Raw genomic sequence first — 26,170 nt, 5'->3', positions numbered from 1 at the left:
TCTACCTCTTGCTCAATACGTAAACCCGCCACATCGCGTAGTACGGGATAAAATCCAAATGATTCCGAATGTTGAAACCGGCCTTTTTAAACTCCGCTTCCACTGTAGCCGCTGGTAACACATAACGATTTTGGTAACTGTCCTGCTCAGGGGCATCCGCCCTCTGGCGCTCAAGACGCTTGCGTCTCCACGCCTTGAAGTTGCCATCGACCCACAAAGACACAATCACACTGTCACGGCTGACGCGATGAAACTCCCGCAATAGAGCCATTCGATGGTTTGCATCACCCACGTGGTGCAACAGGCGCATGCAAAAAATACTGTCCACCGCGTTGTCTGGCAGATTTATATCGAAAGCAGACGTCTGCAAACGCCGTACCCGTTTGACCACCTCTGCGGGTTGAGCCAGAGACGCGACCTCCAGCATGGAGGCCGAATTGTCTGCACCGATGATCTCCCGCCCGGTCTTTTCAGCCAGCAATGGCCAAAACCGTCCTGCGCCGCACGGCAGATCCAGCACGACCTGAGGATCTGCCGCCAGCTTCAAGGCACGACGCGCCAGCTGTACATCACGCGCATGCGAAACGCGACGAGCGAGTCCGTCCTGGTGTTTCAATAGATATTCAGCGGCGTGCTGCTGATCGTACTTCTCGGAAAACCTGAGCTTGATTGACGGTCCCATGACAGGCACTCCTGATGCTTATGGGCGCCATACTAAGGAGCAGCCCGTGAGCATCAGGTCATCGTCAAGTGAAAATTTCGTCTCTGGCGCCGCTAAATTTTGCAAGGTTTTACAGGGAACAGACAATGGCATAGGGCCACCACCCATTGCCTTCAGCACCGAAATACGGCCCGCAGGACGCGGGCCGTGGCAGTTCAGGCACCGTCAGGGTCAAGTTCGACGTGGAAACGGCAACCGTTGGGTTCCATCGTGGTCAACGAAACGCGCCACGCCTGGCTTTCACAGATCCGTTGCACCAGCGACAGACCCAAGCCCAATCCTTCGCCACGCTTTTCACTGCCGCGGACAAAGGGCTGGAACATGGCCAGGCGTTTTTCTTCAGGAATCCCCACGCCACTGTCTTCCACCACAAACCCCGTGGGTTCGAGGCTCAATCGAATAAAACCGGTATCGGTGTAATGCAGGGCATTGCGCAACAGATTCCCCATGACAGCATGCAGGAGCGTAGCGTTGTAACGCGTGTCCAGTGGGCTGCCCGGGTCGTAGATCAGCGCCAGGCCTTTGGCCTCGATCGGCCCCCGCCACAGGCTGATCAAGCCTTCAGCCACGGTGGTCAGGGTCACGGTCGGCGAAACGTTCGCGTCTTCATGTTGCGCCCTGGCCAGCATCAGGAACGTCTGCACCAGTTCGCGCATTTCCTCGCAGGCGCGGGAAATACGCTCCACTTGCGAGCGACTGCGCTGATCCAGCGAAGGGCTCTCCAGCAACAATTCACAAGAGCTTGCCAGCACCATCAAGGGTGTACGTAGCTCGTGACTGACATCGCTGGTAAACAGCCGCTCCCGGGTCAGTGTTTCACGCAAGCGGCCCAATGTGGCATCGAATGCCACGGCCAGTTCTCCGACTTCATCCGCCGCGTAGTCAGGCGCCAGTGGTGGCGCCAGCCCCAGCAATTGATCACGATGACGCACCTGACGTGCCAGGCGCACTACCGGCGCCATCACTCGGCGCGCCAACAGCCAGCCCAGACAAACCGCCAGCGCAAGCGCCAGAACGAAGCCGACCAGTACCACTGCAAACAGCACGCGCTCGCGCTCTTCAAAATCGCTTTGGTCCTGCAGCAACACGTAGCGCCGTCCATCTACCACTTCCACCATCGCGTGGTACGACAACTGGTCCCTGAACACCTCGTGAAAACCCGGGTCCAGATGGCGCAAGTCTTTGGGCAGGGCAAAATCACCGCGCCCGCCACTGAAGTAAAACAGTTGATCCGGCTCTGGACGATGATTCCAGTCGGACACGCTGTCCATCATCAAAAGGCGCTGCAGATCGCCCCCCAATCCAGCCGAGATCAGTTTTTCCTCGACCAGGTGCACGGTGGCAACAATGCCCATGGCGAATGTGCCCGCCACCAGCGCACTCATCAGCGCAAAGGCGATGATGATCCGCTGGGCAAGACTTTGCTTAAACTCCATCGCGCAACTCGGCGAGGCGATAGCCGACACCGTGCACCGTTTGCAGCAACGGCTTGTCGAACGGTTTGTCTATCACTTGGCGTAATTGGTGTACGTGGCTGCGCAGGCTATCGCTGTCAGGGCAATCATCGCCCCATAGCGCTTCCTCCAGCACCTCACGACGTAATACGTGCGGGCTCTTTTGCATCAGCACGGCCAACAATTTCAACCCGACCGGGTTGAGCTTGAGCGTCCGGCCTTCACGCGAGACTTCGAGGGTGTCGAGGTCATATTTCAGATCGGCCACCTGCAGCTCGCGGCGCCCTCCACCCTGGGCCCGACGCAATACCGCCTCAATACGCGCCGCCAGTTCCGACAGGGCAAAGGGTTTTAGCAGGTAGTCATCCGCGCCGGACTTGAAGCCCTGCAGGCGATCGTCCAACTGATCGCGGGCAGTCAGCATGATCACCGGGGTGTCACGGCGGGCATCTTCGCGCAGGCGCTTGCACAAGGTGTAGCCATCGATACCGGGCAGCATGATGTCGAGCACGATCAAGTCGTAATGCTCTGTGGCAGCCAGGTGCAGGCCAGACAAACCATCCTGCGCACAGTCAACGGTATAGCCTTTCATTCCCAGGTAATCCGCCAGATTGGCCAGGATGTCGCGGTTATCTTCAACCAGTAGAATTCGCATGGGCATTTTCTCCGTACACAGTTACGGCCGTCTTGGCCCGCGCAGCTTAGAGCGAAGATCCGCTGAGAGCCAGCATCGCAAGGCGCTTACACAACTTAGTTGCCGTCTTCGGGGATTTAACGGTTTTTTCACTCGAACTTCATTCTCCACAGACAATAGCCTGCTCATACTGATTTCCCCACAGGCTTACCCTCCACCCTTGCAGTTGCGCACGCCCGGGATTGCAGAGCGCTGACCCGCGATCCGGACCGGCCGATCGCTCTGCAAAACAGCCACAAAAAAGCCCCGCACGGTTACCCGTGCGGGGCTTTGGGTACAGGGGTAAGGCTGGCTTACATCATGCCGCCCATACCACCCATGCCGCCCATGTCCGGCATACCGCCGCCGCCTGCGCCTTCAGCCTTTGGCTTGTCGGCAATGGCAGCTTCGGTGGTCAGGATCAGACCACCGATGGAGGCTGCTGCCTGCAACGCGGAACGAGTCACCTTGGTAGGGTCCAGGATGCCCATTTCGATCATGTCGCCGTAGATGCCAGTCGCAGCGTTGTAACCGTAGTTACCTTTGCCGTTCTTGACTTCGTTGACCACAACGCTTGGCTCGTCGCCGGAGTTGGCAGCGATCTGGCGCAGTGGTGCTTCAACAGCGCGACGCAGTACAGCGATACCGACGTTCTGGTCAGCGTTATCGCCAGTCAGACCTGTCAGCGCTTCCAGAGCACGGATCAGCGCAACGCCACCGCCAGGTACCACGCCTTCTTCAACGGCTGCACGGGTTGCGTGCAGAGCGTCTTCAACGCGGGCTTTCTTCTCTTTCATTTCAACTTCGGAACCAGCGCCAACCTTGATCACTGCAACGCCGCCGGACAGCTTGGCCAGACGCTCTTGCAGTTTTTCACGGTCGTAGTCGGACGAAGTTTCGGCAACCTGGGCACGGATCTGGGTGATGCGAGCCTGGATATCCTGTTCTACGCCAGCACCGTCAACGATGATGGTGTTTTCTTTGGAGATGGTCACGCGCTTGGCACTGCCCAGGTTTTCCAGGGTGGCGCTTTCAAGGCTCAGGCCGATCTCTTCAGAGATAACGGTACCGCCGGTCAATACAGCGATGTCCTGCAGCATGGCCTTGCGACGGTCGCCGAAGCCTGGAGCCTTGACGGCTGCGACTTTAACGATGCCACGCATGTTGTTCACAACCAGGGTCGCCAGGGCTTCGCCTTCAACGTCTTCGGAAACGATCAGCAGTGGGCGGCCGGCTTTAGCAACGGCTTCCAGTACTGGCAGCATTTCGCGGATGTTGGAGATTTTTTTGTCAACCAGCAGGATCAGCGGGCTATCCAGCTCGGCAACCATGGTGTCCGGCTTGTTGACGAAGTACGGGGACAGGTAGCCACGGTCGAACTGCATGCCTTCTACAACCGACAGTTCGTTTTCCAGGCCAGTGCCTTCTTCAACGGTGATCACGCCTTCTTTGCCGACTTTTTCCATGGCTTCGGCAATGATGTCGCCGATGGAGCTGTCGGAGTTGGCGGAGATGGTGCCTACCTGAGCGATAGCCTTGGTGTCAGCGCATGGCTTGGACAGGTTTTTCAGCTCAGCAACGATGGCGATGGTCGCCTTGTCGATGCCGCGCTTGAGGTCCATCGGGTTCATGCCGGCAGCGACGGCTTTGTAGCCTTCGTTGACGATTGCCTGAGCCAGAACGGTGGCGGTGGTAGTACCGTCGCCCGCGTCATCGTTGGCACGGGAGGCAACGTCTTTGACCAGCTGCGCGCCCATGTTTTCGAAACGGTCTTCCAGTTCGATTTCTTTAGCGACGGAAACGCCGTCCTTGGTGATGGTCGGAGCGCCGAAGCTCTTCTCGATGATCACGTTACGGCCTTTAGGGCCCAGGGTCGCTTTTACTGCGTCAGCCAGGACGTTTACACCGGCGAGCATTTTTTTACGGGCGGAGTCGCCGAATTTAACTTCTTTAGCAGCCATGTTCGTTCTTCCTTAAATACTTTGTAGTAACGGGAAAATGAGCGGGTAATCAGCCTTCGATAACAGCGAGAATCTCGTTCTCAGCCATCACCAGCAGGTCTTCGCCGTCGACTTTCACAGTGTTGCTGCCGGAGTAAGGACCGAACACAACCTTGTCACCCACTTTAACGGCCAGTGCACGCACTTCACCGTTGTCCAGAACGCGACCGGTACCAACGGCAATGACTTCACCGCTGTTGGCTTTTTCAGCAGCCGAACCAGGCAGAACGATACCGCCAGCGGTTTTCTTTTCTTCTTCGCTGCGACGGATTACGACGCGGTCATGCAGAGGACGAAGCTTCATTGTCGATCTCTCCTAATTGTGGTGTTCATCGGCCGGTGTCAATACCGGCTGGGTTTGCAGTTCCGGAAATGCCGGGTGCGATTCGCTGAAGGGTGACTGCTGTTTCCAGCAAAACCCTGCGGTGTCCGTTACATAAGGGCGTATCCACCTATTACAAGGGCATACCCACGAATTTTTTTAGCGATTTGCAGCATTTGAAAAACAAACACGGCCCCCTGAGGTGCCGTGCTGGAGTGATGAAGTGCCTTACTTGTCGCGGTGTTCGAACTCACCTTCAATCACATTGGGTTCGCGGCCAACGGGCTGATGGGTGCCTGGGCGCGCCCGGGCTTGAAATTCGTCAGCGAAAGCACGCTGGCGAATGGCTTGTTCTTCTGCGCGCTTGCGCAGACGGTTGACCAGAAAACGGCGTACCGGCGGGAGCAGCAGCAACAGGCCGGCCACATCACTGATGAAGCCCGGAAGTACCAACAGGCCGCCACCCAGGGCCAGCATCAGGCCTTCAAGCATTTGCTGGGCTGGCAGTTCTCCGCGATTGAGACTGGCACGGGCGCTCAGGGCCGTGGCCAGGCCGGCAAGACGAACCACCAGAATACCCAGCATGGAGCCGGCAATGATCAGCAGCAACGCCGGGAAAAACCCGATAGCGGTGCTGACCTTGAAAAAAACGTACAGCTCTAGCACTGGAAACAACAGAAAGAGCAATAGAAAAGCGCGCATCAAATGATTCCTCTCCGGAAGAATATCTTCCAACCCGTCTTAGATGACGGCGCCTGGCGCTAAATTCAAGGTCAGGCGGGCTGTTTTTTAGGCCACTCATCAGCCCGAGCCAGAAAAACCAGCGCTTCGCGGGCTTGCGCCGGGGTGTTGCACGGGGTCTGGAAGCCCAGCCAGAACAGGCTATCACCAATGCGCAAATGCATACCTTCGCTGTCGATGCCCACCAGACGAGCCGGGGCTGTTTGCGGCAACCCCGCAAGCTTGACGTAATGAGCGATGGCCTCAGCGTGGTCGGCATTCATGTGCTCGACCATGCGCAGCTCGGCCTGACCGGCAAAAGGGTTGGCCAGCGTGATCTGGTCCAGCCAGTGGATCGCACCAAAACCACCGATATAACGATGCCGGACCGGGTTCAGCACCCAAAAATCGAAATCATGGGCACTGTGATAACTCTGCGACTCCGGGAAGTAGCGGTAATAACGCAAGGCCGCGGCATCGATGGCCGCAGGATCGCTCAGTTGCTCGGCTTCGGCGAGGTAAGTCAGACGGCCAACGGCTTGAATATCCTCAGCCCCGCGCTCCCCAACCATGAGCGAGCATTTGGGGTCCTTGCGCAAGTTGTGCGTGTGCTGGGCAATACGACTGATGAGGATTAGTGGCCGACCTTCTTCGTCCAGGCAATAAGGGACGACCGAGCCGAACGGAAAGCCGGGCATGGCCTTGGAGTGCGTGGACAAGGCGCCCCGGTATTCCTTGAGCAGTAATTCTCGGGCATGCTTGGAAGCTTCAACGCTCAACTTATGACTCCTTATAAAAAACCCGTCGAAACGGACAAGTTCAGGGCTGGCTGCATGAAAGGCGACCCACATGCGGTGCCGATCAGAGGTCTGGTAAGGAATCACTCTGATGAATTGCTACCGAGGGCTGACATGCAACTAAAAGACAAAGTAATCATTATCACGGGCGGTTGCCAGGGATTAGGTCGCGCCATGGCCGAGTATATGGCCGGCAAAGGCGCCAGACTGGCACTGGTGGACCTGAACCCTGAAAAACTCGAACTGGCCGTGGCCGCTTGCCAGGCAAAAGGTGTCGAGGCGCGCGCCTATCTGTGCAATGTGGCAGATGAAGAGCAAGTCATCCAGACCGTGACCCGGGTTGCCGAAGATTTCGGTGCAATCCATGGCCTGATCAACAACGCCGGCATCTTGCGCGACGGCCTGCTGTTAAAGGTCAAGGATGGCGTGATGAGCAAAATGAGCCTGGCGCAATGGCAGGCGGTGATCGACGTCAACCTGACCGGTGTTTTCCTGTGCACCCGAGAGGTGGCAGCAAAAATGGTCGAGTTGAACAATCAGGGCGCGATTATCAATATCTCGTCGATTTCCCGTGCAGGCAACGTCGGGCAAACCAACTACTCGGCAGCCAAGGCTGGTGTAGCCGCCGCGACCGTGACCTGGGCCAAAGAACTGGCGCGCTACGGCATCCGTGTTGCCGGGATCGCTCCCGGGTTTATCGAGACTGAAATGACCCTGGGCATGAAGCCCGAAGCCCTTGAGAAAATGACCTCGGGCATTCCACTCAAACGCATGGGCAAAGTCGAAGAGATCGCCCACTCCGCTGCTTACATTCTTGAGAACGACTACTACAGCGGACGGATTCTTGAACTGGACGGTGGCTTGCGGATCTGAGTCCTCCCGACACATGGCGCGGACGCTCACACCTGCAGGATGCCGCTACTGCTGCAGGGATGAGCGTGCTAACGATGCAGCGGTGATTACCAGCTCACCCCAAAGCCTGCGGTATAGCGGGTTTTGTTGAGGTTGCCGTCGCTGCCATTGCCACTGCCAATCAGGTCTTTTTCAGCCTTCAGGTTGAGCGAGGCCCATTCAGTCACTTTGTAGCGCAAACCGATTTCGGCATCGAGGCTGTAGTCCGCAGCGTTGCCCAGCGGTTTACCGACTTCGCCATTGGTAAAGAGGGATACCGTCTTGCCCAGCAGGAAGCGGTTGTAGTCCCACTTCATGGCAAGCGAGTAAAAGTTGTCTTTATGGCCGTCTGAATACTGGTAATCAGTGCGGTTCAGCAATGAGCCCAGCGAGAATGCGCCCAGCTCATCATCCCAAAACTGGTAGCCCGGGCCGGTACCCACGGTGCGCTGGCGGGAAATGTCTTCCACCTTGTCGCGCTTATAGGTCAGTCGGCCCTGCCAATACCACTTCTCGTCAATAAAGTGGTCCAGCGCATATTCGGCGCTCCAATTGTCGGTGGTCACCACATCGTCCTGGAACTCACGGTTGTATTCGCCTTCGGCGTTATGACGCCAGGCCCCGTGGCGAGCCGTGGTCTTGAAATCAATGTCGTAATCATCGGTGTCTTTATCTGCACGCTTGTAGTCCAGAGCGACATCAACGTTGCCTTTCCAGGCCAAGTCTTCGATGAGCGGCTTGGGCTTGAGAATCTGCTGAATGCTCGCCAGCTCCACCGTCTTCGGCGCTTCGCCGTTGGCCAAAATCACTTTGCCTTCTTCAGCGGCCTGCAGCGATTTGGCCTTCTCACCGGTGTATGCATCTTGCTTGACCAGTAATTCCTGGTCGCTTTCCAGCGTCTTGACCTGTCGCCAGTCAATCGGCACAGACCCGGCATATTCAGTCTGGATGAGTAGCTTGCCGCCATCGAAGACCCGGATCTTGCCGGTCAGGCGGTCACCGTTTTTCAACCAGACCGTATCGGCAAACAAAGGCGTAGACACACTCAAGACAGCAAGGCATAACAGATTTCTGGACAACATAAGCAGATGAGAAACTCGGATTTGCGAAAGAATGCCGGCATTATCCAGATGGATACGCCTCTGACCAAGAAAGACCGGCCACTTGTGTTGTAGTTCCTTCATTAGTCCAATTGACAGAAATGTCTTCTAGCCATGAACGAGAAGAATCCCCAGATCAAAACAGCCGACGAAGCCCCCCAAACACCCGCGGAGATTCGTCGAGTGGCGCTGTATTCAACCTTAATGATGGTGCCTTCCGGACATGTCGTGACCTATGGTCAACTGGCTGAGCTGGCCGGCCTGGGCCGTGCTGCGCGCTGGGTGGGGCGCACGCTCTCGCAACTGCCTGAAGGCACTCGCCTGCCATGGCACCGGGTGCTCGCAGCAGGAGGACGTCTCAGTCTGCCAGCAGGCAGTGCGTCCGGTGATGAGCAACGGGCTCGCCTGCGCGATGAGGGCTTGAGCATTGTGAATAATCGCGTGGATATACAGCGTCATGGCTGGCGCCCGATAGAGCACTGCGGTTAGAGTGCGCCCTTTGTTTCCGTAATCTGAGGCAGACTCCAGCCCATGCCCCGTAAAACCTGGCGCGCCGCGCTCGCTGCCTATGCCAGCCCCTCGACTCTTGTGCTGTTGCTGCTCGGTTTTGCCGCCGGCTTGCCGTACATGCTGGTGTTCTCAACGCTCTCCGTGTGGTTGCGCGAAGCTGGCGTGGCTCGCGAAACGATTGGCTATGCAAGCCTGATCGGACTGGCCTACGCCTTTAAATGGGTGTGGTCACCGCTGCTCGATCAGTGGCGCCTGCCGCTGCTGGGTAAACTCGGCAGGCGCCGTTCATGGCTGGTGCTTTCTCAGTCGCTGGTGATCCTGGGCCTGGTCGGCATGGGCTTTTGCGACCCGCAACAACACCTTTCGTGGCTGATCGCCATTGCTGTGGTCGTGTCGTTCGCTTCGGCGACCCAGGACATTGCGGTGGATGCCTACCGCCTGGAAATTGCCGAGGACAGCCGCCAGGCTGCGCTCGCCGCCAGCTACATGTCCGGGTACCGGGTAGCCGCCCTGCTGGCCACCGCCGGCGCCCTGTTCTTTGCCGAGGGGTTCGGCTCGACCGGTTTCAATTACAAGCACTCCGCCTGGACCGGCACCTACGTGCTGTTCGGTCTGCTGATGGTCCCGGCCCTGCTCACGAGCTTTTTCATGCGTGAGCCACCGGTGCCGTTACGCACTCAATTGTCGGCCGGCCGTTACAGCTTTGGTCATCAACTGGCGTCCGTGTTTGTACTGATCGTGCTGCTGGTTTCAGTCCCGGCCATGTTCACCCAGCTCTATAACACCGACTTTGCCGGCGTGCTGTTCGAGGGCATCAGCCCGATGAATCTGGTGCTGGAGGACCGGGCCTTTTTACGGGCCATCCTGTACACCCTGCTCACGGTACTGTGTTTGTCGTCCATCGGACGACGCGGCCTGGCACCGGTGCTGACCCCGGTAAACGATTTTATCCTGCGCTACCGCTGGCAGGCTTTGCTGCTGCTCGGCCTGATCGCGACCTATCGCATGTCTGACACGGTCATGGGCGTCATGGCCAACGTGTTTTATATCGACCAAGGGTTCACCAAGGACCAGATCGCGGGCGTCAGCAAGATATTCGGCCTGATCATGACCCTGGTGGGGGCTGGCATGGGCGGCTTGCTGATCGTGCGGTTCGGTATTCTGCCCATTTTGCTGATTGGCGGCGCAGCGTCTGCAGGCACCAACCTCATGTTCATGCTGCTGGCCGACATGGGCCCCAATCTGCAAATGCTGGTGGTCACGATCTCACTCGACAACTTCAGTTCCGGGCTTGCGACCTCTGCTTTTGTGGCTTACCTGTCCAGCCTGACCAACCTCAAGTTCTCCGCGACCCAATACGCCCTGCTCAGCTCAATCATGCTGCTGCTCCCGCGCTTGATGGGCGGTTACTCAGGCGTACTGGTCGAGAAGTTTGGCTATCACAACTTCTTTATCATTACCGCCCTGATGGGGATTCCGACACTGCTGCTGATCAGCCTGCACTGGTTCCAGGAGAACCGCCGGGCACGCCTGAACCCGCCGGTCAGCCTCGAAAAAACCTCGTAAAGACCCGGGGGAGCCGCTCTCCCCCGCCTGCCCTGTACGCAAGCACGTCTCACCCGTACAATGCCCAGTCATTTCTAGTCATCAGCAACGGCAACGGCTAACCATGCGCACCAGTCAATATTTGCTCGCCACACAGAAAGAAACGCCTTCAGACGCGGTCGTTATCAGCCACCAGCTGATGCTGCGCGCCGGCATGATCCGTAAACTGGCTTCCGGCCTGTACACCTGGCTGCCCATGGGCCTGCGGATCATGCGCAAGGCAGAAGCCATTGTTCGCGAAGAAATGAACGCTGCCGGCGCTCTGGAAGTGCTGATGCCGAGCATCCAGCCCGCTGAGTTGTGGCAAGAGTCCGGTCGCTGGGAAGAGTATGGCCCGGAGCTGCTGCGCCTCAAGGATCGCCACGGCCGTGAATTCTGCGTTGGGCCAACCCACGAAGAAGTCATCACTGACCTGTGCCGCAACGAGTTGAACAGCTATAAACAGCTGCCGATCAACCTGTACCAGATCCAGACCAAATTCCGTGACGAAATCCGCCCGCGCTTCGGTTTGATGCGTGGCCGTGAATTCATCATGAAGGACGCCTACTCGTTCCATGCTGACCAGGCATCGCTGCAGGTCACGTACGACCGCATGCACCAGGCCTACTGCAACGTGTTCACCCGTCTGGGCCTGAACTTCCGTCCAGTTGAAGCCGACAACGGTTCCATTGGCGGTGCCGGCTCTCACGAGTTCCACGTTCTGGCCGAGTCCGGCGAAGATGACATCGTGTTCAGCAATGGTTCCGACTACGCGGCCAACATCGAGAAGGCCGAAGCCGTTCCTGCCGAAACCTCGCGCCCTGCAGCCACTGAAGAGCTGCGCCTGGTCGATACCCCGAACGCCAAGACCATTGCTCAATTGGTAGAAGGCTACAACCTGCCAATCGAAAAAACCGTCAAGACGCTGATCGTTCATGCCGCCGAAGCAGGCAAGCTGATCGCTCTGGTGATCCGCGGCGATCACGAGCTCAACGAAATCAAGGCCGCCAACCACCCGCTGGTAGCCAGCCCGCTGACCATGGCTACAGACGCAGAACTGTTCGCCGCCATCGGCGCCGGTGCCGGCTCCCTGGGCCCGCTGAACCTGCCATTGCCGTGCATCATTGACCGTTCGGTTGAACTGATGAGCGACTTCGGCGTGGGTGCCAACATCGACGACAAGCACTACTTCGGCGTGAACTGGGAACGCGACCTTCCTGTACCGACCGTTGCCGACCTGCGTAACGTTGTCACCGGCGACCCTAGCCCGGACGGCAAAGGCACGCTGGAAATCAAGCGCGGCATCGAAGTGGGCCATATTTTCCAGCTGGGCACCAAGTACAGCGAAGCCATGAAGTGCCAGGTTCTGGGCGAAAACGGCAAGCCTGTCACCTTGGCGATGGGCTGCTATGGCATCGGTGTCTCCCGTGTCGTCGCCGCTGCCATCGAGCAGAACAACGACGCCAACGGTATTATCTGGAGCGACGCCCTGGCACCGTTCCAGGTTGCACTGGTGCCCCTGCGTTACGAAACCGAAGCCGTACGTGAAGCCACTGACAACCTCTACGCCCAACTGACGGCCGCCGGTTTTGAAGTGCTGCTGGACGATCGCGACAAGAAAACCAGCCCGGGTAACAAGTTCGCAGACATGGAACTGATCGGCATCCCGCACCGGATCGTGGTCAGTGACCGCGGTCTCGCCGAAGGCAACCTCGAATACAAGAGCCGCACCGAAGCAGACGCTCAAGCGTTGCCCGTTGCCGATGTGCTTGCGTTCCTCCAGGCCCGTATCCGTCGCTGAATCCAGATAGAGACGTCATGTTCAAGCGAAGTACCTTAACCCTCGGGGGCGCCGCCATGTGCGGCGCCCTGCTACTGAGCGGCTGTGCCAATCACATGTCGCAACGCAGCGAGCACGAGGAGCGCATCGAGCGAAAACTGCTCGCGCACAGCCTCCAGATCGACGTTGGATCACCCTCGGTGCTTGAGCTGCCGCAACGACGTGTGCGCATCAATGAACAAAAGACCTTTGAGGTCACTGAGTTCGATGTCACACGCCATTACGATCGCTACACCCCATATCAACCCTGGCGCGAAGTCTATGAGATTCCGCTGGGCGCAGTTGCGGTGGTCGCGGGGGTCGGTGCCAATGTGCTTAACGTCTTTATGTTCGGGCAATTGCCGGACAGCGTGACCAAGGATTGGGTACGTTATGGCTTCGCCGGCCTTAACCCGGCCATGAACGTGCAATCTCACGGCCGTGCCGAGCAGAATCTGGCGGGAATTGATGATATTCAGCGCGACAAGCGCCTGGAATACTCAAGCCTGCCGTGGGCCGAGCGTCCGGTCATGGTCAAGGCTGGCAAGCAAAGCCATGAGCTCACCACCGACCGGCATGGCATCTTGCGTCTCAACTTGCTGGACAGCCCGTTTGCCGAGCAAGACCTGAATCGCATCGGTAAGCTGACCATTACCGTTGAAGATGCCCAGGACGAAACGCACTCTGATTCAACCCTGTCGATCAGCAGCAACCTTCGGGGCAAACTGCTGGAAGCGCACAACCTGATCTACGACGACCTGGAAGGCGACGACGTCAGCCAGTGGGTTCATCGGGTCAAGCGTCTGTCGGAGCTGGGGCTTGAAGAAGAAGCCAGCGAACTGGAACAAAGCCTGATCGAACTCACGCGTAACGATCCTGAGTTACAGCATGAATTCCTTCAGTCCCTGACCAAAAATGCCGGACGCCTGGTGGCTGACCCCGGGGTTGGCTGAAGCAATGCCTACAACGGTGGATTGCCTAGCGCTTGAACAGCTCCAGCTGTTCATGCCCACCGCTTAAATCCTGTAAACGCACGCCCAGCCCCAGTAACCGAACGGGCCGGGCGCCGCGCGCAAACGCCTGACTCAGCAACCCTTGATAACTCTCAAGATCCCGCCCGGCACCGGACTGCTCCAGCGTGGTCTGGGTAAAGTCATGGAACTTCACTTTGACGAACGGCTTGCCTGGGCGATAGCTGCTGTCGATACGCGCAATGCGTCCATTCAGAGTGGCCAACAGCTCGGGCAACTTTTCCAGACAACTGGCCAGATCCGGCAAATCCGTGTCGTAAGTGTTTTCAACACTCACAGACTGACGCCGGCTGTCACTCTGCACCAACCGCTCATCAATCCCGCGCGCCAAACCCCAGAGCCGCTCACCGAAACTGCCAAATTCACGCACCAGCGCCAGCTTGTTCCACTCGCGTAACTGAAGACAGGTTTCGATACCCAAGCGCCCGAGCTTTTCTGCGGTCACCTTGCCCACGCCATGCAACTTATTGACCGGCAGCGCCGACACAAAGTCATCCACCTGATCTGGAGTAATCACAAACAGGCCGTTAGGCTTCTTCCAGTCACTGGCGATTTTGGCCAAAAACTTGTTGGGCGCCACACCTGCGGAGACGGTGATGTGCAACTGATTGGAAACCCGGCGCCGGATATCCTGGGCAATACGCGTGGCGCTGCCGGCAAAATGCGGGCTATCGGAAACATCCAGATAAGCCTCATCCAATGACAGCGGCTCAATCAGCTCGGTGTAATCGCGCAAGATGCCATGAATCTCTCGGGACGCTTCTTTATAGGCATCCATTCGGCCATTAACGATAATCAGATCCGGACACAACTTGAGTGCATGCCGGGAAGCCATCGCCGAACGTATGCCGTACGCCCGCGCTTCGTAATTACAGGTAGAAATCACGCCGCGATGATCCGCAGAGCCACCCACCGCCATCGGCTTGTTCGCCAGGCTCGGGTCATCACGCATCTCAATAGCGGCATAGAAACAGTCACAGTCGACGTGGATGATTTTGCGCTGCGTCATGTAAGGCAGTGTTCTTCAAGAGAGTAGGCAATGCAGAGCATCAGTATGTCATCGTGAACTGTATATAGCACCAGTAGTCTTGGTTACCCCCGACAAGCGTAGGAAAAATCCACGTTGAATATATTTAACTAATCGAACATCTGCCTCTGATAGAGCCAAACCCATAGCGCACAGGGCCGGCAGCCCCCTCCACTTGCACAGTTATTATCTAACCGATTGAACCAGAACAGTTTTTTCTAAATTAACGTTTGACACCCCAGCGTATCGCTGTAGAATCCACCCCACAGACGCGGGATGGAGCAGTCTGGTAGCTCGTCGGGCTCATAACCCGAAGGTCGTCGGTTCAAATCCGGCTCCCGCAACCAAACATCGAAAAAGGCTACTCGAAAGAGTGGCCTTTTTTGTGCGCGTCTATTTTTCGAATAAACCCGGCAGCACACAAAACGACCGCCACGGCCTTATTTGCTGCATTTATGCATTAAAGGTTGACTCATCCCCACATCACTGTAGAGTGCGCACCACAGACGCGGGATGGAGCAGTCTGGTAGCTCGTCGGGCTCATAACCCGAAGGTCGTCGGTTCAAATCCGGCTCCCGCAACCAAACATTAAAAGGCTGCTCGAAAGAGTGGCCTTTTTTGTGCCCGCCTGTTTTTCGCCCTCCCCGCCAAGGTCAGGGCCCCAGATTAAAGCCGGGCTTTTCAACCGCTTACGCGATTAAAGGTTGACACTTCGGCGTTCCTCTGTAGAATGCGCCCACACAGACGCGGGATGGAGCAGTCTGGTAGCTCGTCGGGCTCATAACCCGAAGGTCGTCGGTTCAAATCCGGCTCCCGCAACCAAACATCAAAAAAGGCTACTCGAAAGAGTGGCCTTTTTTGTGCGTGCTCGAAATGTGCCTCCAGCATGAATATCCATACCCCGCCCTATCCCATGAACGAAGACCGTCTACGCTTGCTTCATGCTTTGCCCTCTGTTTAACGCCTCGAACCTGAACAAAAGGCAAACAGCTTAAAATATTTCAAGATATTTCAAGTTGGGGGATTGGTTACTTGAGCCCTTGCCCCCATCCTGTCGCGCACGATCCACGAGGTGATTGATGCCCGATAACTCGCCAGAACCCAAAAAAACCGTGACTGCCGCCCACCCGATTACAGCCAGGCGTTTGCACCTGCTGGATGTGCTGAGCAAGTATCGCCAGCCCATTGGGCTCGCGCTGACGCTGTTGCTGTTTACGGTCGCGCTGATTGCCTGTCGCCATCTGCTCAGCGAACTCGACTTGTATGCCTTGCACGACTCCATTCTGGAAGTGCCCAAGCCCGCCCTCCTCGGTGCCTTGGCCGCAACGGCGGTGGGGTTTCTGATACTGCTCGGATACGAGTGGTCAGCCAGTCGCTACGCCAACGTCAAACTGCCCTGCAGAATCCTGGCCCTGGGTGGATTCACAGCCTTTGCCGTAGGAAACGCCATTGGCCTGTCACTGCTCTCCGGCGGCTCCGTGCGTTACCGCTTATATGCGCGGTTCGGACTGGGGGCGTCTGAAGTTGCGCACATGACGCTATTTGCCAGCCTGGCCCTGGGCTGCGCGTTGCCGCCACTGGCCGCCCTGGCAACATTGAGCAACTTGCCTGCTGCCTCTGCAGCGCTACACATTCCGCCCCTTCTATTGGGCGCAATCGCCTTCGCCGTTCTGGCGCTCTCGGCATTGCTGGCACTGGGCATTTATCGCCGCCGTCTGCCCGAACAGCCGATCCCGGACAATCTGCTGGTCAGGGCCGGGCGGCGCACCCTACGTTTGCCCAGCGTGCGCCTGTCATTGCTTCAACTGCTGATCACCGCGCTGGATGTCGCCGCAGCGGCCACCGTGCTGTATTTGTTGCTGCCAGAAGCCCCGCCCTTCGCGCCATTTCTGCTGGTGTATCTGCTGGCACTGGCCGCCGGCGTACTGAGCCATGTTCCGGGCGGGGTCGGGGTGTTCGAGGCTATTTTGCTTGCAGCCTTTGCTGACAAGCTGGGGGCCGCGCCTTTGGCTGCCGCGTTGCTGCTGTACCGGATGATCTATGTGATCCTGCCGCTGCTGGTGGCCTGCCTGATGCTGCTGATCACCGAAGCACAGCGCCTGATTCAGACCCGGCAAAGCCTGCGGGTGGCCTCCGGCCTTGCAGCGCCGGTGCTGGCGGTGCTGGTGTTTATATCCGGCGTGGTTTTGCTGTTTTCCGGGGCTACCCCGGAAATCGATACGCGCCTTGAGCACATCGGCTTCCTGATCCCCCATCGACTGATTGACGCCTCGCACTTTGGCGCCAGCTTGATCGGTGTGCTGTGCCTGTTACTGGCTCAAGGCTTGCGTCGACGCTTGTCTGCCGCCTGGATGCTGACCATGGTTTTGCTGCTGGTGGGCGCCGTACTCTCTCTGCTCAAAGGCTTTGACTGGGAGGAAGCCACTATCCTGGCGTTGACCGCCAGCCTGCTGGCACTGTTTCGGCGCTCGTTCTATCGCCCCAGTCGCCTGACCGAATTGCCTTTTTCGCCGCTGTACGTGGTGGCCAGTGTGTGCGTGCTGGGGGCCTCTATCTGGCTGCTGCTGTTCGCCTACCAGGACGTCCCTTACAGCCATGAGCTGTGGTGGCAGTTCACCCTGGATGCCGACGCCCCGCGCGGCTTGCGCTCCTTGCTGGGGGCCGCAGTGCTCCTGGTGATCGTCTCCCTGACCTGGCTACTGCGTACCGAACGCCCGGTGATTCACCTGCCCGACGCAGCAGAACTGGAGAAAGCCGAAAAAATCCTGCTCGCCTCCGATCAACCGGATGGCGGACTGGCCCTGACCGGCGACAAGGCGCTGCTGTTCCATCCGGACGACAACGCCTTCCTGATGTACGCCCGCCGTGGCCGCAGCCTGGTAGCACTGTACGACCCCATAGGGCCCAACCAGCAACGCGCCGAACTGATCTGGCAGTTTCGCGACCTCTGCGACACGCACCACGCACGCCCCGTGTTCTATCAAGTGCGCGCGGAGAACCTGCCGTTTTATATGGACATCGGCCTGACCGCGATCAAGCTCGGAGAGGAAGCCCGGGTCGACTTGCATCGCTTTGATCTCGACGCCAAGGGCAAAGAGATGAAAGACCTGCGCTACACCTGGAACCGTGGCTCCCGTGATGGCCTGTCACTGGAGATTCATGAGCCGGGCGAGGCACCGCTGGATGAACTCAAGGTCATTTCCGATGCCTGGCTGACCGGCAAGAACGTACGCGAAAAAGGCTTCTCGTTGGGACGCTTCAGCCCGGACTACATCAAGCACTTCCGGGTCGCGATCATTCGCTTTGAAGGCAAGCCGGTGGCCTTTGCCAACCTGCTGGAGACCCACAGTCATGAACTGTCGAGCCTGGACCTGATGCGCGCCCACCCGCAGGCGCCAAAACTGACCATGGAATTCATGATGGTCGGCCTGATCCAGCATTACAAAAAGCAGGGCTACGCCCGTTTCAGCCTGGGGATGGTGCCGCTGTCCGGCCTCCAGCCACGTCGCGGCGCTCCCTTGACCCAGCGTTTGGGATCAATGGTGTTCCAGCGCGGCGAGCAGCTGTACAACTTCCAGGGCTTGCGCCGCTTCAAAGACAAATTCCAGCCCGACTGGGAACCTCGTTATATGGCCGTGCCTGCCGGGCTTGATCCGCTGGTTGCACTGGCTGATACCGCCGCCCTGATTGCGGGCGGCTTGACTGGATTGGTGAAACGTTAATGAAACATCGTTCCTGGCGGTTTTTGCTGGCAACCCTCATGGTACTGGTCGCGCTTGCTGCAGGCGGCTACTGGTTCTGGAATCGTCCCGCCCCCGAACCCACCCTTGAACACCTGAGCCAGGCCGATGGCTCAACCCTGACCCGGGTGACCCCGGGGCAATCGGCTCACGCCAGGGTGGTCATCGCGACTCCGGCCGAAGAGGCGCTCAACGACAAGCAGTTGCTGGCCTTGAGCCGTAGCGGCGACGCGCAGTTGGTGCAGGTCATCCTGCCCAAGGATGATTGCACCTTGCAGCAGCAAGCCCTGCAAGGCGCCCTGCAGCAACTTAAAGGCAGCGCCACGCTGGTCAGCGGCATAGGCCCGGGCGCGAGCCTGGCCTGGCGCTGGCTGGCCGGGCAGACCAGCGACAAGGCTCAAGCCGTGTCGGTGGGCTTCACGCTCGAAGCACCCGGTTGCACCCTGCCTCTGCCAAAAACAGCCGCGCACGGTAACTGGCTGGTAGCCTGGAACGACAACCCGGACGACCCCAGTGCCGCGTTCGTACGCGATCAGCCCCGGGCGCAAACCAGCATCAGCGACTATGACATTCACCTGCCACAGGTGCTGAGCAATGAACTGCGCAAGATACTGGTGGGCAATGAAAATGGCGGTCTGAACATACCCGTCGTCGAAGTGCCCGCAGGCCAGCAGAACAGCACCGTCACCCTGTTCCTCTCCGGTGATGGTGGATGGCGCGACCTGGACCGCGACGTCGCCGGCGAAATGGCCAAGATCGGCTACCCGGTCGTCGGCATCGACACACTGCGCTATTACTGGCAGCACAAAACGCCGGAACAAAGCGCCAGCGACCTCACCGAACTGATGCAGCATTACCGGCAAAAATGGGGCACCCAGCGCTTTGTGCTGGTGGGTTACTCGTTCGGTGCAGACGTATTGCCCGCCACCTATAACCGCTTGCCGCCTGCCGAGCAAAACCGGGTAGACGCCATCATCATGCTGGCCTTCGCACGCAGCGGCAGCTTTGAAATCCACGTCGACGGCTGGCTGGGTAAAGCAGGCGCAGAAGCTGACACCGGCGAAGAAATGTCAAAACTGCCAGCGGCCAAGGTGGTGTGCATTTATGGCGAAGAGGAAGTCGATGAAAGTGGCTGCACGGCCAGGACAGCCGTGGGCGAAGGCATGAAACTGCCAGGTGGGCACCACTTTGATGAGAATTACCCGGCACTGGCTCAACGACTGGTAGACGCAATCAAACAGCGCCAGGGGGCTGAGCAGTAAACCCGATAGCCTCGAACGGCTACGAGCATCCTGTCGCCGCTGCCGCAGGCGGCGATGGGTTGCGAAGCGACCCTGTTTTTGAAGGTCTTTCGGCCCGTATCGCAGCGTGCGGCAGGTCGGCTATTACATTTCGACCTGGGTTCCCAGCTCAATAACCCGGTTGACCGGCAACTTGAAGAACCGCAGGTTGCCGTTGGCGTTTTTGAGCATGAAGGCAAACAAGGCCTCGCGCCAACGCGCCATGCCCACCGGCTTGGTCGCAATCACCGTTTCCCGGCTGAGGAAGTAAGTGGTGCGCATCGGGTTGAAGTCCAGATCATCGAGATGGCACAGCTTCAGCGCTTCAGGCACGTCCGGCTCATCCATGAAACCAAAATGCAGGATGACCCGGAAGAAGCCCTCACCGTAGGTATCCACCTCAAAGCGCCGATCCGCCGGAACCCGCGGCGAGTCTTCGTTGACCACTGTCAGCAGCACCACTTGTTCGTGCAGCACCTGGTTATGCAGCAGATTGTGCAATAACGCATGGGGGACCGCATCCGGACGCGCCGTTAGAAACACCGCTGTGCCCTGCACACGATGCGGCGGTTGCACACGAATACTGCTGATAAACAGCGGCAGCGGCAGCGCGCTTTCGTCCAACCGCCCCACCAACAGCTGTTTACCCCGGCGCCAGGTGGTCATGAGCACAAACAACACGATCCCCGCCAGCACCGGAAAGGCACCGCCCTGCACAATCTTCGGCACGTTGGCCGCGAAAAACAGCCCGTCCACCAAGAGAAAGCCGATCAACACTGGCACTGCCAGTACCGGTGGCCATTTCCACAGCAGCAGCATGACCGCCGTCACCAGGATGCTGGTGATCAGCATGGTCCCGGTCACCGCCACCCCATAAGCTGAAGCCAGCGCCCCTGAAGACTCAAAACCCAGCACCAGCAAAATAACGCCCACCATCAACGACCAGTTCACGGCACCGATGTAGATCTGGCCTTGCTCATCACTGGAGGTATGCTGGATATGCATGCGCGGGATATAACCCAGCTGAATGGCCTGACGGGTCAAAGAGAAGGCCCCGGAAATAACAGCCTGGGACGCAATGACTGTCGCCAGCGTGGACAGCCCGACCAAGGGAATCAGCGCCCAATCGGGCGCCAGCAGGTAGAACGGGTTACGGGCTGCAGCCGGGTTTTCCAGCAACAAGGCACCCTGACCGAAATAGTTAAGCACCAGCGCGGGCAGCACCAGAAGGAACCAGGCGCGAGCGATCGGTTTGCGGCCAAAATGGCCCATATCGGCATACAGCGCTTCGGCGCCGGTCAGCGCCAGCACCACCGCGCCCAAAATGGCCACGCCCATTCCGGGATGAGACACAAAGAAGCGTACTCCCCAGATCGGATTGAGGGCATTAAGCACTTCTGGATGCTGGTAGATGCCATGGATGCCGAGCACCGCCAGCACCACAAACCACAGCACCATGATCGGACCAAACAGCTTGCCCAGCGTGGCCGTACCGCGACGTTGAATCAAAAACAACGCCACCAGCACGATCAGCGCCAACGGCACGACCCACCGTTCGAGCCCGCTGAAGGCCAGCTCAAGCCCTTCAACCGCGGACAACACCGAGATCGCCGGGGTGATCATGCTGTCGCCATAAAACAGCGACGCGCCGATCAGCCCCAGAATCACCAGCAGCGAGCGCAACCGCGGGTAAGGTGACGCGGCCCGTCGTGCCAGCGCCGTCAAGGCCATGATCCCGCCCTCGCCCTGATTGTCGGCGCGCAGGATAAACAGCACGTACTTGATCGATACCACCCAAATCAGCGACCACAGGATCAGCGCCAAAATACCGAAGACGCCATCATGGTTGACCTGCACACCATACCCACCGGAAAACACCTCTTTGAGGGTGTAAAGCGGGCTGGTGCCAATATCGCCGTACACCACACCTACCGCAGCTACCAGCATGCCGATAGGCTTTGCTGCTGAGTGGCCGCGCTCTGCTGCCTGACTACTTGCCTGCCCCATCAATCACTCCCGCACTCAAGACTGGAACTCATATAAACAGTACGCCGCACTCGCTGGAACCCAGCTGCCCCGGCCTAAGCCATACCCCACATCTCCGGCCCCCTGCGAGGAGGGAGAGACGCAATACCCGGCGCGGGAAAACCTGCACAGCATGCGCTGCTTTACTTCCAGTTACAGATGTTTTCTTGACCTGATGACCCTGCCAATATCCGGCGGCGCGAAGCATAGCGCAGCACTCGTCGCAAATCCCCGTTTAACGCTGGTCAACTGCGTTGACCATAGCTAAAATTGCGCACTTTTTTTGATTAGAGGCGCACCAAGCGCCCGTTCGTCGTGCAGCCTTTACGGGCATGTAACGTCACTACATACCGAGGTTCGCCATGTCCACCGTTACCACGCCAGCCAACCCAAAGGTCGGCTTCGTCTCACTGGGTTGCCCAAAAGCACTGGTCGACTCCGAGCGCATCCTTACGCAGCTGCGTATGGAAGGCTACGATGTCGTCTCCACCTATCAGGACGCCGACGTCGTGGTGGTTAACACCTGCGGCTTTATCGACAGCGCCAAAGCTGAATCGCTGGAAGTCATCGGTGAAGCCATCAAGGAAAACGGCAAGGTCATCGTCACAGGCTGCATGGGTGTCGAAGAAGGCAACATCCGCGACGTGCATCCAAGCGTGCTTGCGGTTACCGGCCCGCAGCAGTACGAACAAGTGGTCAACGCAGTGCACCAGGTCGTGCCGCCTCGCCAGGATCACAACCCGCTGATCGATCTGGTGCCGCCGCAAGGTATCAAGCTGACGCCGCGTCATTACGCCTACCTGAAGATTTCCGAAGGCTGCAATCACAGCTGCAGCTTCTGCATCATCCCGTCGATGCGCGGCAAACTGGTCAGCCGCCCGGTCGGCGACGTGCTCGACGAGGCCCAGCGCCTGGTCAAGGCCGGGGTGAAAGAGCTTCTGGTGATTTCCCAGGACACCAGCGCCTATGGCGTCGATGTGAAATACCGCACCGGCTTCTGGAACGGTGCCCCGGTCAAAACCCGCATGACCGAACTGTGTGAAGCCCTGAGCACCCTGGGTGTCTGGGTACGCCTGCACTACGTTTACCCGTACCCGCACGTTGACGAGCTGATCCCGCTGATGGCCGCCGGCAAGATCCTGCCGTACCTGGACATCCCGTTCCAGCACGCCAGCCCGAAAGTACTCAAGGCCATGAAACGCCCGGCCTTTGAAGACAAGACCCTGGCACGGATCAAGAACTGGCGCGTAATCTGCCCGGACCTGATCATTCGCTCGACCTTCATTGTCGGCTTCCCGGGTGAAACCGAAGAAGACTTCCAGTACTTGCTCGACTGGCTGACTGAAGCCCAGCTCGATCGCGTTGGCTGCTTCCAGTACTCGCCGGTAGAGGGCGCCCCTGCCAACCTGCTGGACGCCGCCATCGTGCCGGATGAAGTCAAGCAGGATCGCTGGGAGCGTTTCATGGCCCACCAGCAAGCCATCAGCGCCGCCCGCCTGCAGATGAAAATCGGCAAGGAAATCGAAGTCCTGATCGACGAAGTCGATGAGCAAGGCGCCGTTGGCCGCTGCTTCTTCGATGCTCCGGAAATCGACGGCAATGTCTTTATCGCCACCGAAAAAGACATCAAGCCCGGCGACAAGATCATGTGCCGAGTGACAGACGCCGACGAATATGACCTGTGGGCTGAAGCACTTTAAGTCCCGGGCATAACCCGTTCAAAAAGCCCTGACGCTTCTGCGTCAGGGCTTTTTTTTGCAGCTATGGTTAACCCATCGCCTAATTACTCGCCTCAGGAGACACGCTGGATGAGTCAAGCATGGGTCGTTCACACGCCGCGTCTTACAGACTTCAATGAGTTAACTGACGTATGGGAAGCATCCGTTCGCGCTACCCATGACTTCTTGCCAGACAGCTATGTTCAATTACTGCGCGACCTGGTGAAAGACCAATACCTGAACGCCGTGATGCTGGTCTGCTGCAAGAATCCGCTTACCCAGCGCATTGCGGGTTTTGCCGGCGTAGCCTCCGGCAAAGTTGAAATGCTGTTTATACATCCCGATTACCGCGGCCAAGGCATTGGAAAACGCCTGCTAATGTTCGCCATCAACGAACTGAACGCCGAACGCCTCGACGTCAACGAGCAAAACACTCAAGCGATCGGCTTTTACTTCAAGCAGGGCTTTGAAGCCGTCGGACGCAGCGAAAAAGACGGCCTCGGGCAGCCATATCCTCTATTGCACCTGCGGTATAAACGCTCAACCCGTGCATAAGGCAAATGTTGCCGGGCTTAACCGGCGCCAGGCGGGTACAATAGCCGCCCAATTCCATTACGGCCCCTGTCATGTCTGAACCGATACGTCTCTCCAAACGCCTCATCGAACTCGTCGGCTGCTCCCGCCGTGAGGCCGAACTGTTCATTGAAGGTGGCTGGGTCACGGTAGATGGCGAAGTCATCGACGAACCACAATTCAAGGTCGACAACCAAAAAGTCGAGCTGGACCCGGAAGCCAAGGCTACCGCGCCCGAGCCTGTGACCATTTTGCTGAATGCGCCTGCAGGCCTGGATACCGACAGCGCCCTGGCGTTGATTGGCCCGCAAACCCTGAGCGAAGAACACCGCTACGGCAAGCGTCCGCTCAAGGGACACTTTCTGCGTCTGACCGTTGGCAACGAGTTGCAAGCCAACGCCAGTGGCCTGCTGGTGTTCACCCAGGACTGGAAAATCGTGCGCAAGCTGACCGCCGATGCCAACAAGATCGAACAGGAATACGTGGTCGAAGTCTCCGGCGAAATGGCTCCCCACGGTTTGAACCGCCTCAATCACGGCATGACCTACAAGGGTCGGGAATTGCCGGCCGTCAAAGCCAGCTGGCAGAGTGAAAATCGCCTACGCTTTGCGATGAAGAATCCGCAGCCAGGGGTTATTGCACTGTTCTGTCAGGCCGTCGGCCTTACCGTCGTTTCCATCCGCCGTATTCGTATTGGCGGCGTATCGATGGGCAAGCTTCCCGTCGGTCAATGGCGCTATATGTCGGCCAAAGAAAAGTTCTAAGCACCGCCCTACCCCGCACATTTAGACACCGCAGCACAGCCTGCGGTGCTCACTGCTGAATATCAGGATTGCCCACATGATTCATAATGACGTACTGCGCAGCGTGCGCTACATGCTCGACATCAGCGACAACAAGGTTGTCGACATCATCAAGCTTGGTGGCCTGGAAGTGACCAAGGAAGACGTCCTGACCTACCTGAAAAAAGATGAAGAAGAAGGTTTCGTCCGTTGCCCGGACGACGTGATGGCGCATTTTCTGGATGGCCTGGTGATTTTCAAGCGCGGTAAGGATGAAAGCCGTCCACCACAGCCGGTGGAACTGCCCGTCACCAACAACATCATCCTGAAGAAATTGCGCGTAGCCTTCGAACTCAAGGAAGACGACATGCACGCCATCCTCAAGGCCGCCGAGTTCCCGGTGTCCAAGCCTGAGCTGAGCGCACTGTTCCGCAAATTTGGTCACACCAACTACCGCACCTGTGGCGACCAGCTGCTGCGCAACTTTCTCAAGGGCCTGACCCTGCGCGTTCGCGCCTGATCCAACGTTGTACCGACAAAGCCTTTGTAGCCGCTGCCGCAGGCTGCGATAAGATCAAAAAGATCTTCGAGGCCTATATACCGGGGCCGCAGCGCTGCCCATCGCAGCCTGCGGCAGCGGCCACAAGGTTTATTGCCCATGCCCTACACCGTCTCCCCCATCGGCTTTGTACGCTCCTGCTTCAAGGAGAAGTTCGCCATTCCACGCCAACCGCAACTGGCCCCGGCGGCCCGCGGCGTGCTGGAATTGGTCGCACCGTTCGATCAGGGTGATGCCGTGCAAGGCCTGGAACAGGTCAGTCATGTCTGGCTGCTATTCGTGTTCCACCAGGCACTGGAAGACAAACCACGCCTCAAGGTGCGTCCCCCACGGTTGGGTGGCAATAAATCAATGGGGGTGTTCGCCACCCGTGCGACCCACCGTCCAAATGGCATCGGCCAGTCAGTGGTGAAGCTGGACAAGGTTGAGGCCGATCGGCTGTACATCTCGGGTATTGACCTGCTTGATGGCACGCCGATTCTCGACATCAAGCCTTATGTGCCCTACGCCGACATCATCGACAGCGCCAGCAATAGCATGGCCAGCGCCGCCCCCGGACTCATCCCCGTGCAATGGACAGATGCCGCCTTGCAACAGGCCCACAGCCAGGCGCTGCGCCTTCAGGAGCCCCTGGTTGAGCTGATTGAACAGTGTCTGGCCCAGGACCCGCGACCCGCCTACCAAACGCCCACGGCGGAACGCGAATACGGTGCGCAATTCTGGGATCTGGACGTACGCTGGCATTACCCTGAACCCGGTGTTATCCGTGTGCTCGAGGTGATTGCGGCTACTTGACCCTTGCCCGGCTAACGCCAGACAACAAAAAGCCCGTGGGATCCTGGGA

At 58.3% G+C, this 26,170-nt stretch carries 22 protein-coding genes and 3 tRNA genes; 15 read left to right on the top strand and 10 right to left on the bottom strand.

Annotation, left to right across the window (positions count from 1 at the left end):
* Position 1 precedes the first annotated feature (1 nt).
* The 7 genes from AWM69_RS15010 to AWM69_RS14980 all read right to left on the bottom strand — a co-directional run bounded on the left by AWM69_RS15010 (position 2) and on the right by AWM69_RS14980 (position 6,669).
* Positions 2 to 682 carry a class I SAM-dependent methyltransferase gene (locus tag AWM69_RS15010; RefSeq protein ID WP_218727362.1) on the bottom strand — a complete coding sequence of 227 codons (681 nt, stop codon included), beginning with the start codon at positions 680 to 682 and terminating at the stop codon, positions 2 to 4.
* 194 nt (positions 683 to 876) lie between these two features.
* Positions 877 to 2,157: a HAMP domain-containing sensor histidine kinase gene (locus AWM69_RS15005; protein WP_218727360.1), complete on the bottom strand. Its 1,281-nt coding sequence runs from the start codon at positions 2,155 to 2,157 to the stop codon at positions 877 to 879.
* Positions 2,147 to 2,830 carry a two-component system response regulator ColR gene (colR, locus tag AWM69_RS15000; RefSeq protein ID WP_048377946.1) on the bottom strand — a complete coding sequence of 228 codons (684 nt, stop codon included), beginning with the start codon at positions 2,828 to 2,830 and terminating at the stop codon, positions 2,147 to 2,149. The genes AWM69_RS15005 and colR overlap by 11 nt, the downstream gene beginning before the upstream one ends.
* 332 nt (positions 2,831 to 3,162) lie before the next feature.
* Positions 3,163 to 4,809, bottom strand: a complete 1,647-nt coding sequence (gene groL / locus AWM69_RS14995; protein WP_131652369.1) for a chaperonin GroEL — start codon at positions 4,807 to 4,809, stop codon at positions 3,163 to 3,165.
* Between the two features lie 49 nt (positions 4,810 to 4,858).
* The gene (locus tag AWM69_RS14990) at positions 4,859 to 5,152 is read right to left on the bottom strand and encodes a co-chaperone GroES (RefSeq protein WP_016779794.1); all 294 of its coding nucleotides are present in this window, start codon (positions 5,150 to 5,152) and stop codon (positions 4,859 to 4,861) included.
* Between the two features lie 246 nt (positions 5,153 to 5,398).
* Complete coding sequence (locus tag AWM69_RS14985) at positions 5,399 to 5,872, bottom strand: FxsA family protein (protein WP_131652368.1); 474 nt, start codon at positions 5,870 to 5,872, stop codon at positions 5,399 to 5,401.
* Between the two features lie 71 nt (positions 5,873 to 5,943).
* Complete coding sequence (locus tag AWM69_RS14980) at positions 5,944 to 6,669, bottom strand: HugZ family protein (RefSeq protein WP_218727359.1); 726 nt, start codon at positions 6,667 to 6,669, stop codon at positions 5,944 to 5,946.
* 132 nt (positions 6,670 to 6,801) lie between these two features.
* Between AWM69_RS14980 and AWM69_RS14975 the strand changes: the two genes are divergently transcribed.
* On the top strand, positions 6,802 to 7,560 hold the full coding sequence (locus tag AWM69_RS14975) for an SDR family oxidoreductase (protein ID WP_131652366.1): 759 nt from the start codon (positions 6,802 to 6,804) through the stop codon (positions 7,558 to 7,560).
* Positions 7,561 to 7,646: 86 nt separating this feature from the next.
* Here the strand turns inward: AWM69_RS14975 and AWM69_RS14970 are convergent, their stop codons facing one another.
* The gene (locus tag AWM69_RS14970) at positions 7,647 to 8,660 is read right to left on the bottom strand and encodes a DUF481 domain-containing protein (protein ID WP_131652365.1); all 1,014 of its coding nucleotides are present in this window, start codon (positions 8,658 to 8,660) and stop codon (positions 7,647 to 7,649) included.
* A gap of 132 nt (positions 8,661 to 8,792) precedes the next feature.
* On the opposite strand from AWM69_RS14970, the gene AWM69_RS14965 reads away from it, so the two are divergent.
* From AWM69_RS14965 to AWM69_RS14950, 4 genes are all read left to right on the top strand, one after another.
* Complete coding sequence (locus AWM69_RS14965; RefSeq protein WP_131652364.1) at positions 8,793 to 9,167, top strand: MGMT family protein; 375 nt, start codon at positions 8,793 to 8,795, stop codon at positions 9,165 to 9,167.
* A 42-nt stretch (positions 9,168 to 9,209) separates the two neighbouring features.
* On the top strand, positions 9,210 to 10,754 hold the full coding sequence (locus tag AWM69_RS14960) for an AmpG family muropeptide MFS transporter (protein WP_048377953.1): 1,545 nt from the start codon (positions 9,210 to 9,212) through the stop codon (positions 10,752 to 10,754).
* A gap of 103 nt (positions 10,755 to 10,857) precedes the next feature.
* Positions 10,858 to 12,573, top strand: coding sequence for a proline--tRNA ligase (locus tag AWM69_RS14955; protein WP_131652362.1), 1,716 nt, complete (start codon positions 10,858 to 10,860; stop codon positions 12,571 to 12,573).
* 17 nt (positions 12,574 to 12,590) lie between these two features.
* Positions 12,591 to 13,544, top strand: coding sequence for a hypothetical protein (locus tag AWM69_RS14950; RefSeq protein WP_131652361.1), 954 nt, complete (start codon positions 12,591 to 12,593; stop codon positions 13,542 to 13,544).
* 25 nt (positions 13,545 to 13,569) lie between these two features.
* On the opposite strand, the gene dinB is transcribed toward AWM69_RS14950, so the two are convergent.
* Positions 13,570 to 14,631, bottom strand: coding sequence for a DNA polymerase IV (dinB, locus tag AWM69_RS14945; RefSeq protein ID WP_131652360.1), 1,062 nt, complete (start codon positions 14,629 to 14,631; stop codon positions 13,570 to 13,572).
* A gap of 288 nt (positions 14,632 to 14,919) precedes the next feature.
* Here dinB and AWM69_RS14940 point away from each other — a divergent pair.
* The 5 genes from AWM69_RS14940 (at position 14,920) to AWM69_RS14920 (ending at position 19,651) form a co-directional block, all read left to right on the top strand.
* A tRNA-Met gene (locus AWM69_RS14940) sits at positions 14,920 to 14,996 on the top strand.
* Positions 14,997 to 15,156: 160 nt separating this feature from the next.
* Positions 15,157 to 15,233: transfer RNA gene (locus tag AWM69_RS14935), tRNA-Met, on the top strand.
* Between the two features lie 161 nt (positions 15,234 to 15,394).
* A tRNA-Met gene (locus tag AWM69_RS14930) sits at positions 15,395 to 15,471 on the top strand.
* 257 nt (positions 15,472 to 15,728) lie between these two features.
* Positions 15,729 to 18,371 carry a bifunctional lysylphosphatidylglycerol flippase/synthetase MprF gene (gene mprF, locus AWM69_RS14925; protein ID WP_218727357.1) on the top strand — a complete coding sequence of 881 codons (2,643 nt, stop codon included), beginning with the start codon at positions 15,729 to 15,731 and terminating at the stop codon, positions 18,369 to 18,371.
* The gene (locus AWM69_RS14920; RefSeq protein ID WP_218727355.1) at positions 18,371 to 19,651 is read left to right on the top strand and encodes a virulence factor family protein; all 1,281 of its coding nucleotides are present in this window, start codon (positions 18,371 to 18,373) and stop codon (positions 19,649 to 19,651) included. The genes mprF and AWM69_RS14920 overlap by 1 nt, the downstream gene beginning before the upstream one ends.
* A 123-nt stretch (positions 19,652 to 19,774) precedes the next feature.
* On the opposite strand, the gene AWM69_RS14915 is transcribed toward AWM69_RS14920, so the two are convergent.
* Entirely contained in the window at positions 19,775 to 21,676 is a 1,902-nt protein-coding gene (locus AWM69_RS14915; protein WP_218727353.1) for a potassium transporter Kup, read from the bottom strand.
* A 380-nt stretch (positions 21,677 to 22,056) separates the two neighbouring features.
* On the opposite strand from AWM69_RS14915, the gene rimO reads away from it, so the two are divergent.
* From rimO to tsaA, 5 genes are all read left to right on the top strand, one after another.
* Positions 22,057 to 23,394 carry a 30S ribosomal protein S12 methylthiotransferase RimO gene (gene rimO / locus AWM69_RS14910; RefSeq protein ID WP_048377960.1) on the top strand — a complete coding sequence of 446 codons (1,338 nt, stop codon included), beginning with the start codon at positions 22,057 to 22,059 and terminating at the stop codon, positions 23,392 to 23,394.
* Positions 23,395 to 23,502: 108 nt separating this feature from the next.
* On the top strand, positions 23,503 to 23,967 hold the full coding sequence (locus tag AWM69_RS14905) for a GNAT family N-acetyltransferase (protein WP_131652356.1): 465 nt from the start codon (positions 23,503 to 23,505) through the stop codon (positions 23,965 to 23,967).
* 71 nt (positions 23,968 to 24,038) lie between these two features.
* Positions 24,039 to 24,749, top strand: coding sequence for an rRNA pseudouridine synthase (locus AWM69_RS14900; RefSeq protein ID WP_218727351.1), 711 nt, complete (start codon positions 24,039 to 24,041; stop codon positions 24,747 to 24,749).
* A 76-nt stretch (positions 24,750 to 24,825) separates the two neighbouring features.
* Complete coding sequence (locus AWM69_RS14895; protein ID WP_048377963.1) at positions 24,826 to 25,287, top strand: DUF1456 family protein; 462 nt, start codon at positions 24,826 to 24,828, stop codon at positions 25,285 to 25,287.
* A gap of 138 nt (positions 25,288 to 25,425) precedes the next feature.
* Positions 25,426 to 26,121 carry a tRNA (N6-threonylcarbamoyladenosine(37)-N6)-methyltransferase TrmO gene (gene tsaA, locus AWM69_RS14890; protein ID WP_131652355.1) on the top strand — a complete coding sequence of 232 codons (696 nt, stop codon included), beginning with the start codon at positions 25,426 to 25,428 and terminating at the stop codon, positions 26,119 to 26,121.
* Positions 26,122 to 26,170: the final 49 nt, after the last annotated feature.

Source organism: Pseudomonas sp. D1HM, assembly GCF_019266105.1.
Classification (GTDB): domain Bacteria; phylum Pseudomonadota; class Gammaproteobacteria; order Pseudomonadales; family Pseudomonadaceae; genus Aquipseudomonas; species Aquipseudomonas taetrolens.
The sequence above is the reverse complement of the archived record's forward strand: the minus strand, read 5'-3'. Positions and strand labels throughout refer to the sequence as shown.

What these genes read in the sequence shown, in the direction of transcription:
- AWM69_RS15010 (WP_218727362.1), bottom strand. Translation starts at nt 682, where the DNA reads ATGGGACCGTCAATCAAGCTCAGGTTTTCCGAGAAGTACGATCAGCAG.
- AWM69_RS15005 (WP_218727360.1), bottom strand. Translation starts at nt 2,157, where the DNA reads ATGGAGTTTAAGCAAAGTCTTGCCCAGCGGATCATCATCGCCTTTGCG.
- colR (WP_048377946.1), bottom strand. Translation starts at nt 2,830, where the DNA reads ATGCGAATTCTACTGGTTGAAGATAACCGCGACATCCTGGCCAATCTG.
- groL (WP_131652369.1), bottom strand. Translation starts at nt 4,809, where the DNA reads ATGGCTGCTAAAGAAGTTAAATTCGGCGACTCCGCCCGTAAAAAAATG.
- AWM69_RS14990 (WP_016779794.1), bottom strand. Translation starts at nt 5,152, where the DNA reads ATGAAGCTTCGTCCTCTGCATGACCGCGTCGTAATCCGTCGCAGCGAA.
- AWM69_RS14985 (WP_131652368.1), bottom strand. Translation starts at nt 5,872, where the DNA reads ATGCGCGCTTTTCTATTGCTCTTTCTGTTGTTTCCAGTGCTAGAGCTG.
- AWM69_RS14975 (WP_131652366.1), top strand. Translation starts at nt 6,802, where the DNA reads ATGCAACTAAAAGACAAAGTAATCATTATCACGGGCGGTTGCCAGGGA.
- AWM69_RS14970 (WP_131652365.1), bottom strand. Translation starts at nt 8,660, where the DNA reads ATGTTGTCCAGAAATCTGTTATGCCTTGCTGTCTTGAGTGTGTCTACG.
- AWM69_RS14965 (WP_131652364.1), top strand. Translation starts at nt 8,793, where the DNA reads ATGAACGAGAAGAATCCCCAGATCAAAACAGCCGACGAAGCCCCCCAA.
- AWM69_RS14960 (WP_048377953.1), top strand. Translation starts at nt 9,210, where the DNA reads ATGCCCCGTAAAACCTGGCGCGCCGCGCTCGCTGCCTATGCCAGCCCC.
- AWM69_RS14955 (WP_131652362.1), top strand. Translation starts at nt 10,858, where the DNA reads ATGCGCACCAGTCAATATTTGCTCGCCACACAGAAAGAAACGCCTTCA.
- AWM69_RS14950 (WP_131652361.1), top strand. Translation starts at nt 12,591, where the DNA reads ATGTTCAAGCGAAGTACCTTAACCCTCGGGGGCGCCGCCATGTGCGGC.
- dinB (WP_131652360.1), bottom strand. Translation starts at nt 14,631, where the DNA reads ATGACGCAGCGCAAAATCATCCACGTCGACTGTGACTGTTTCTATGCC.
- mprF (WP_218727357.1), top strand. Translation starts at nt 15,729, where the DNA reads ATGCCCGATAACTCGCCAGAACCCAAAAAAACCGTGACTGCCGCCCAC.
- AWM69_RS14920 (WP_218727355.1), top strand. Translation starts at nt 18,371, where the DNA reads ATGAAACATCGTTCCTGGCGGTTTTTGCTGGCAACCCTCATGGTACTG.
- AWM69_RS14915 (WP_218727353.1), bottom strand. Translation starts at nt 21,676, where the DNA reads ATGGGGCAGGCAAGTAGTCAGGCAGCAGAGCGCGGCCACTCAGCAGCA.
- rimO (WP_048377960.1), top strand. Translation starts at nt 22,057, where the DNA reads ATGTCCACCGTTACCACGCCAGCCAACCCAAAGGTCGGCTTCGTCTCA.
- AWM69_RS14905 (WP_131652356.1), top strand. Translation starts at nt 23,503, where the DNA reads ATGAGTCAAGCATGGGTCGTTCACACGCCGCGTCTTACAGACTTCAAT.
- AWM69_RS14900 (WP_218727351.1), top strand. Translation starts at nt 24,039, where the DNA reads ATGTCTGAACCGATACGTCTCTCCAAACGCCTCATCGAACTCGTCGGC.
- AWM69_RS14895 (WP_048377963.1), top strand. Translation starts at nt 24,826, where the DNA reads ATGATTCATAATGACGTACTGCGCAGCGTGCGCTACATGCTCGACATC.
- tsaA (WP_131652355.1), top strand. Translation starts at nt 25,426, where the DNA reads ATGCCCTACACCGTCTCCCCCATCGGCTTTGTACGCTCCTGCTTCAAG.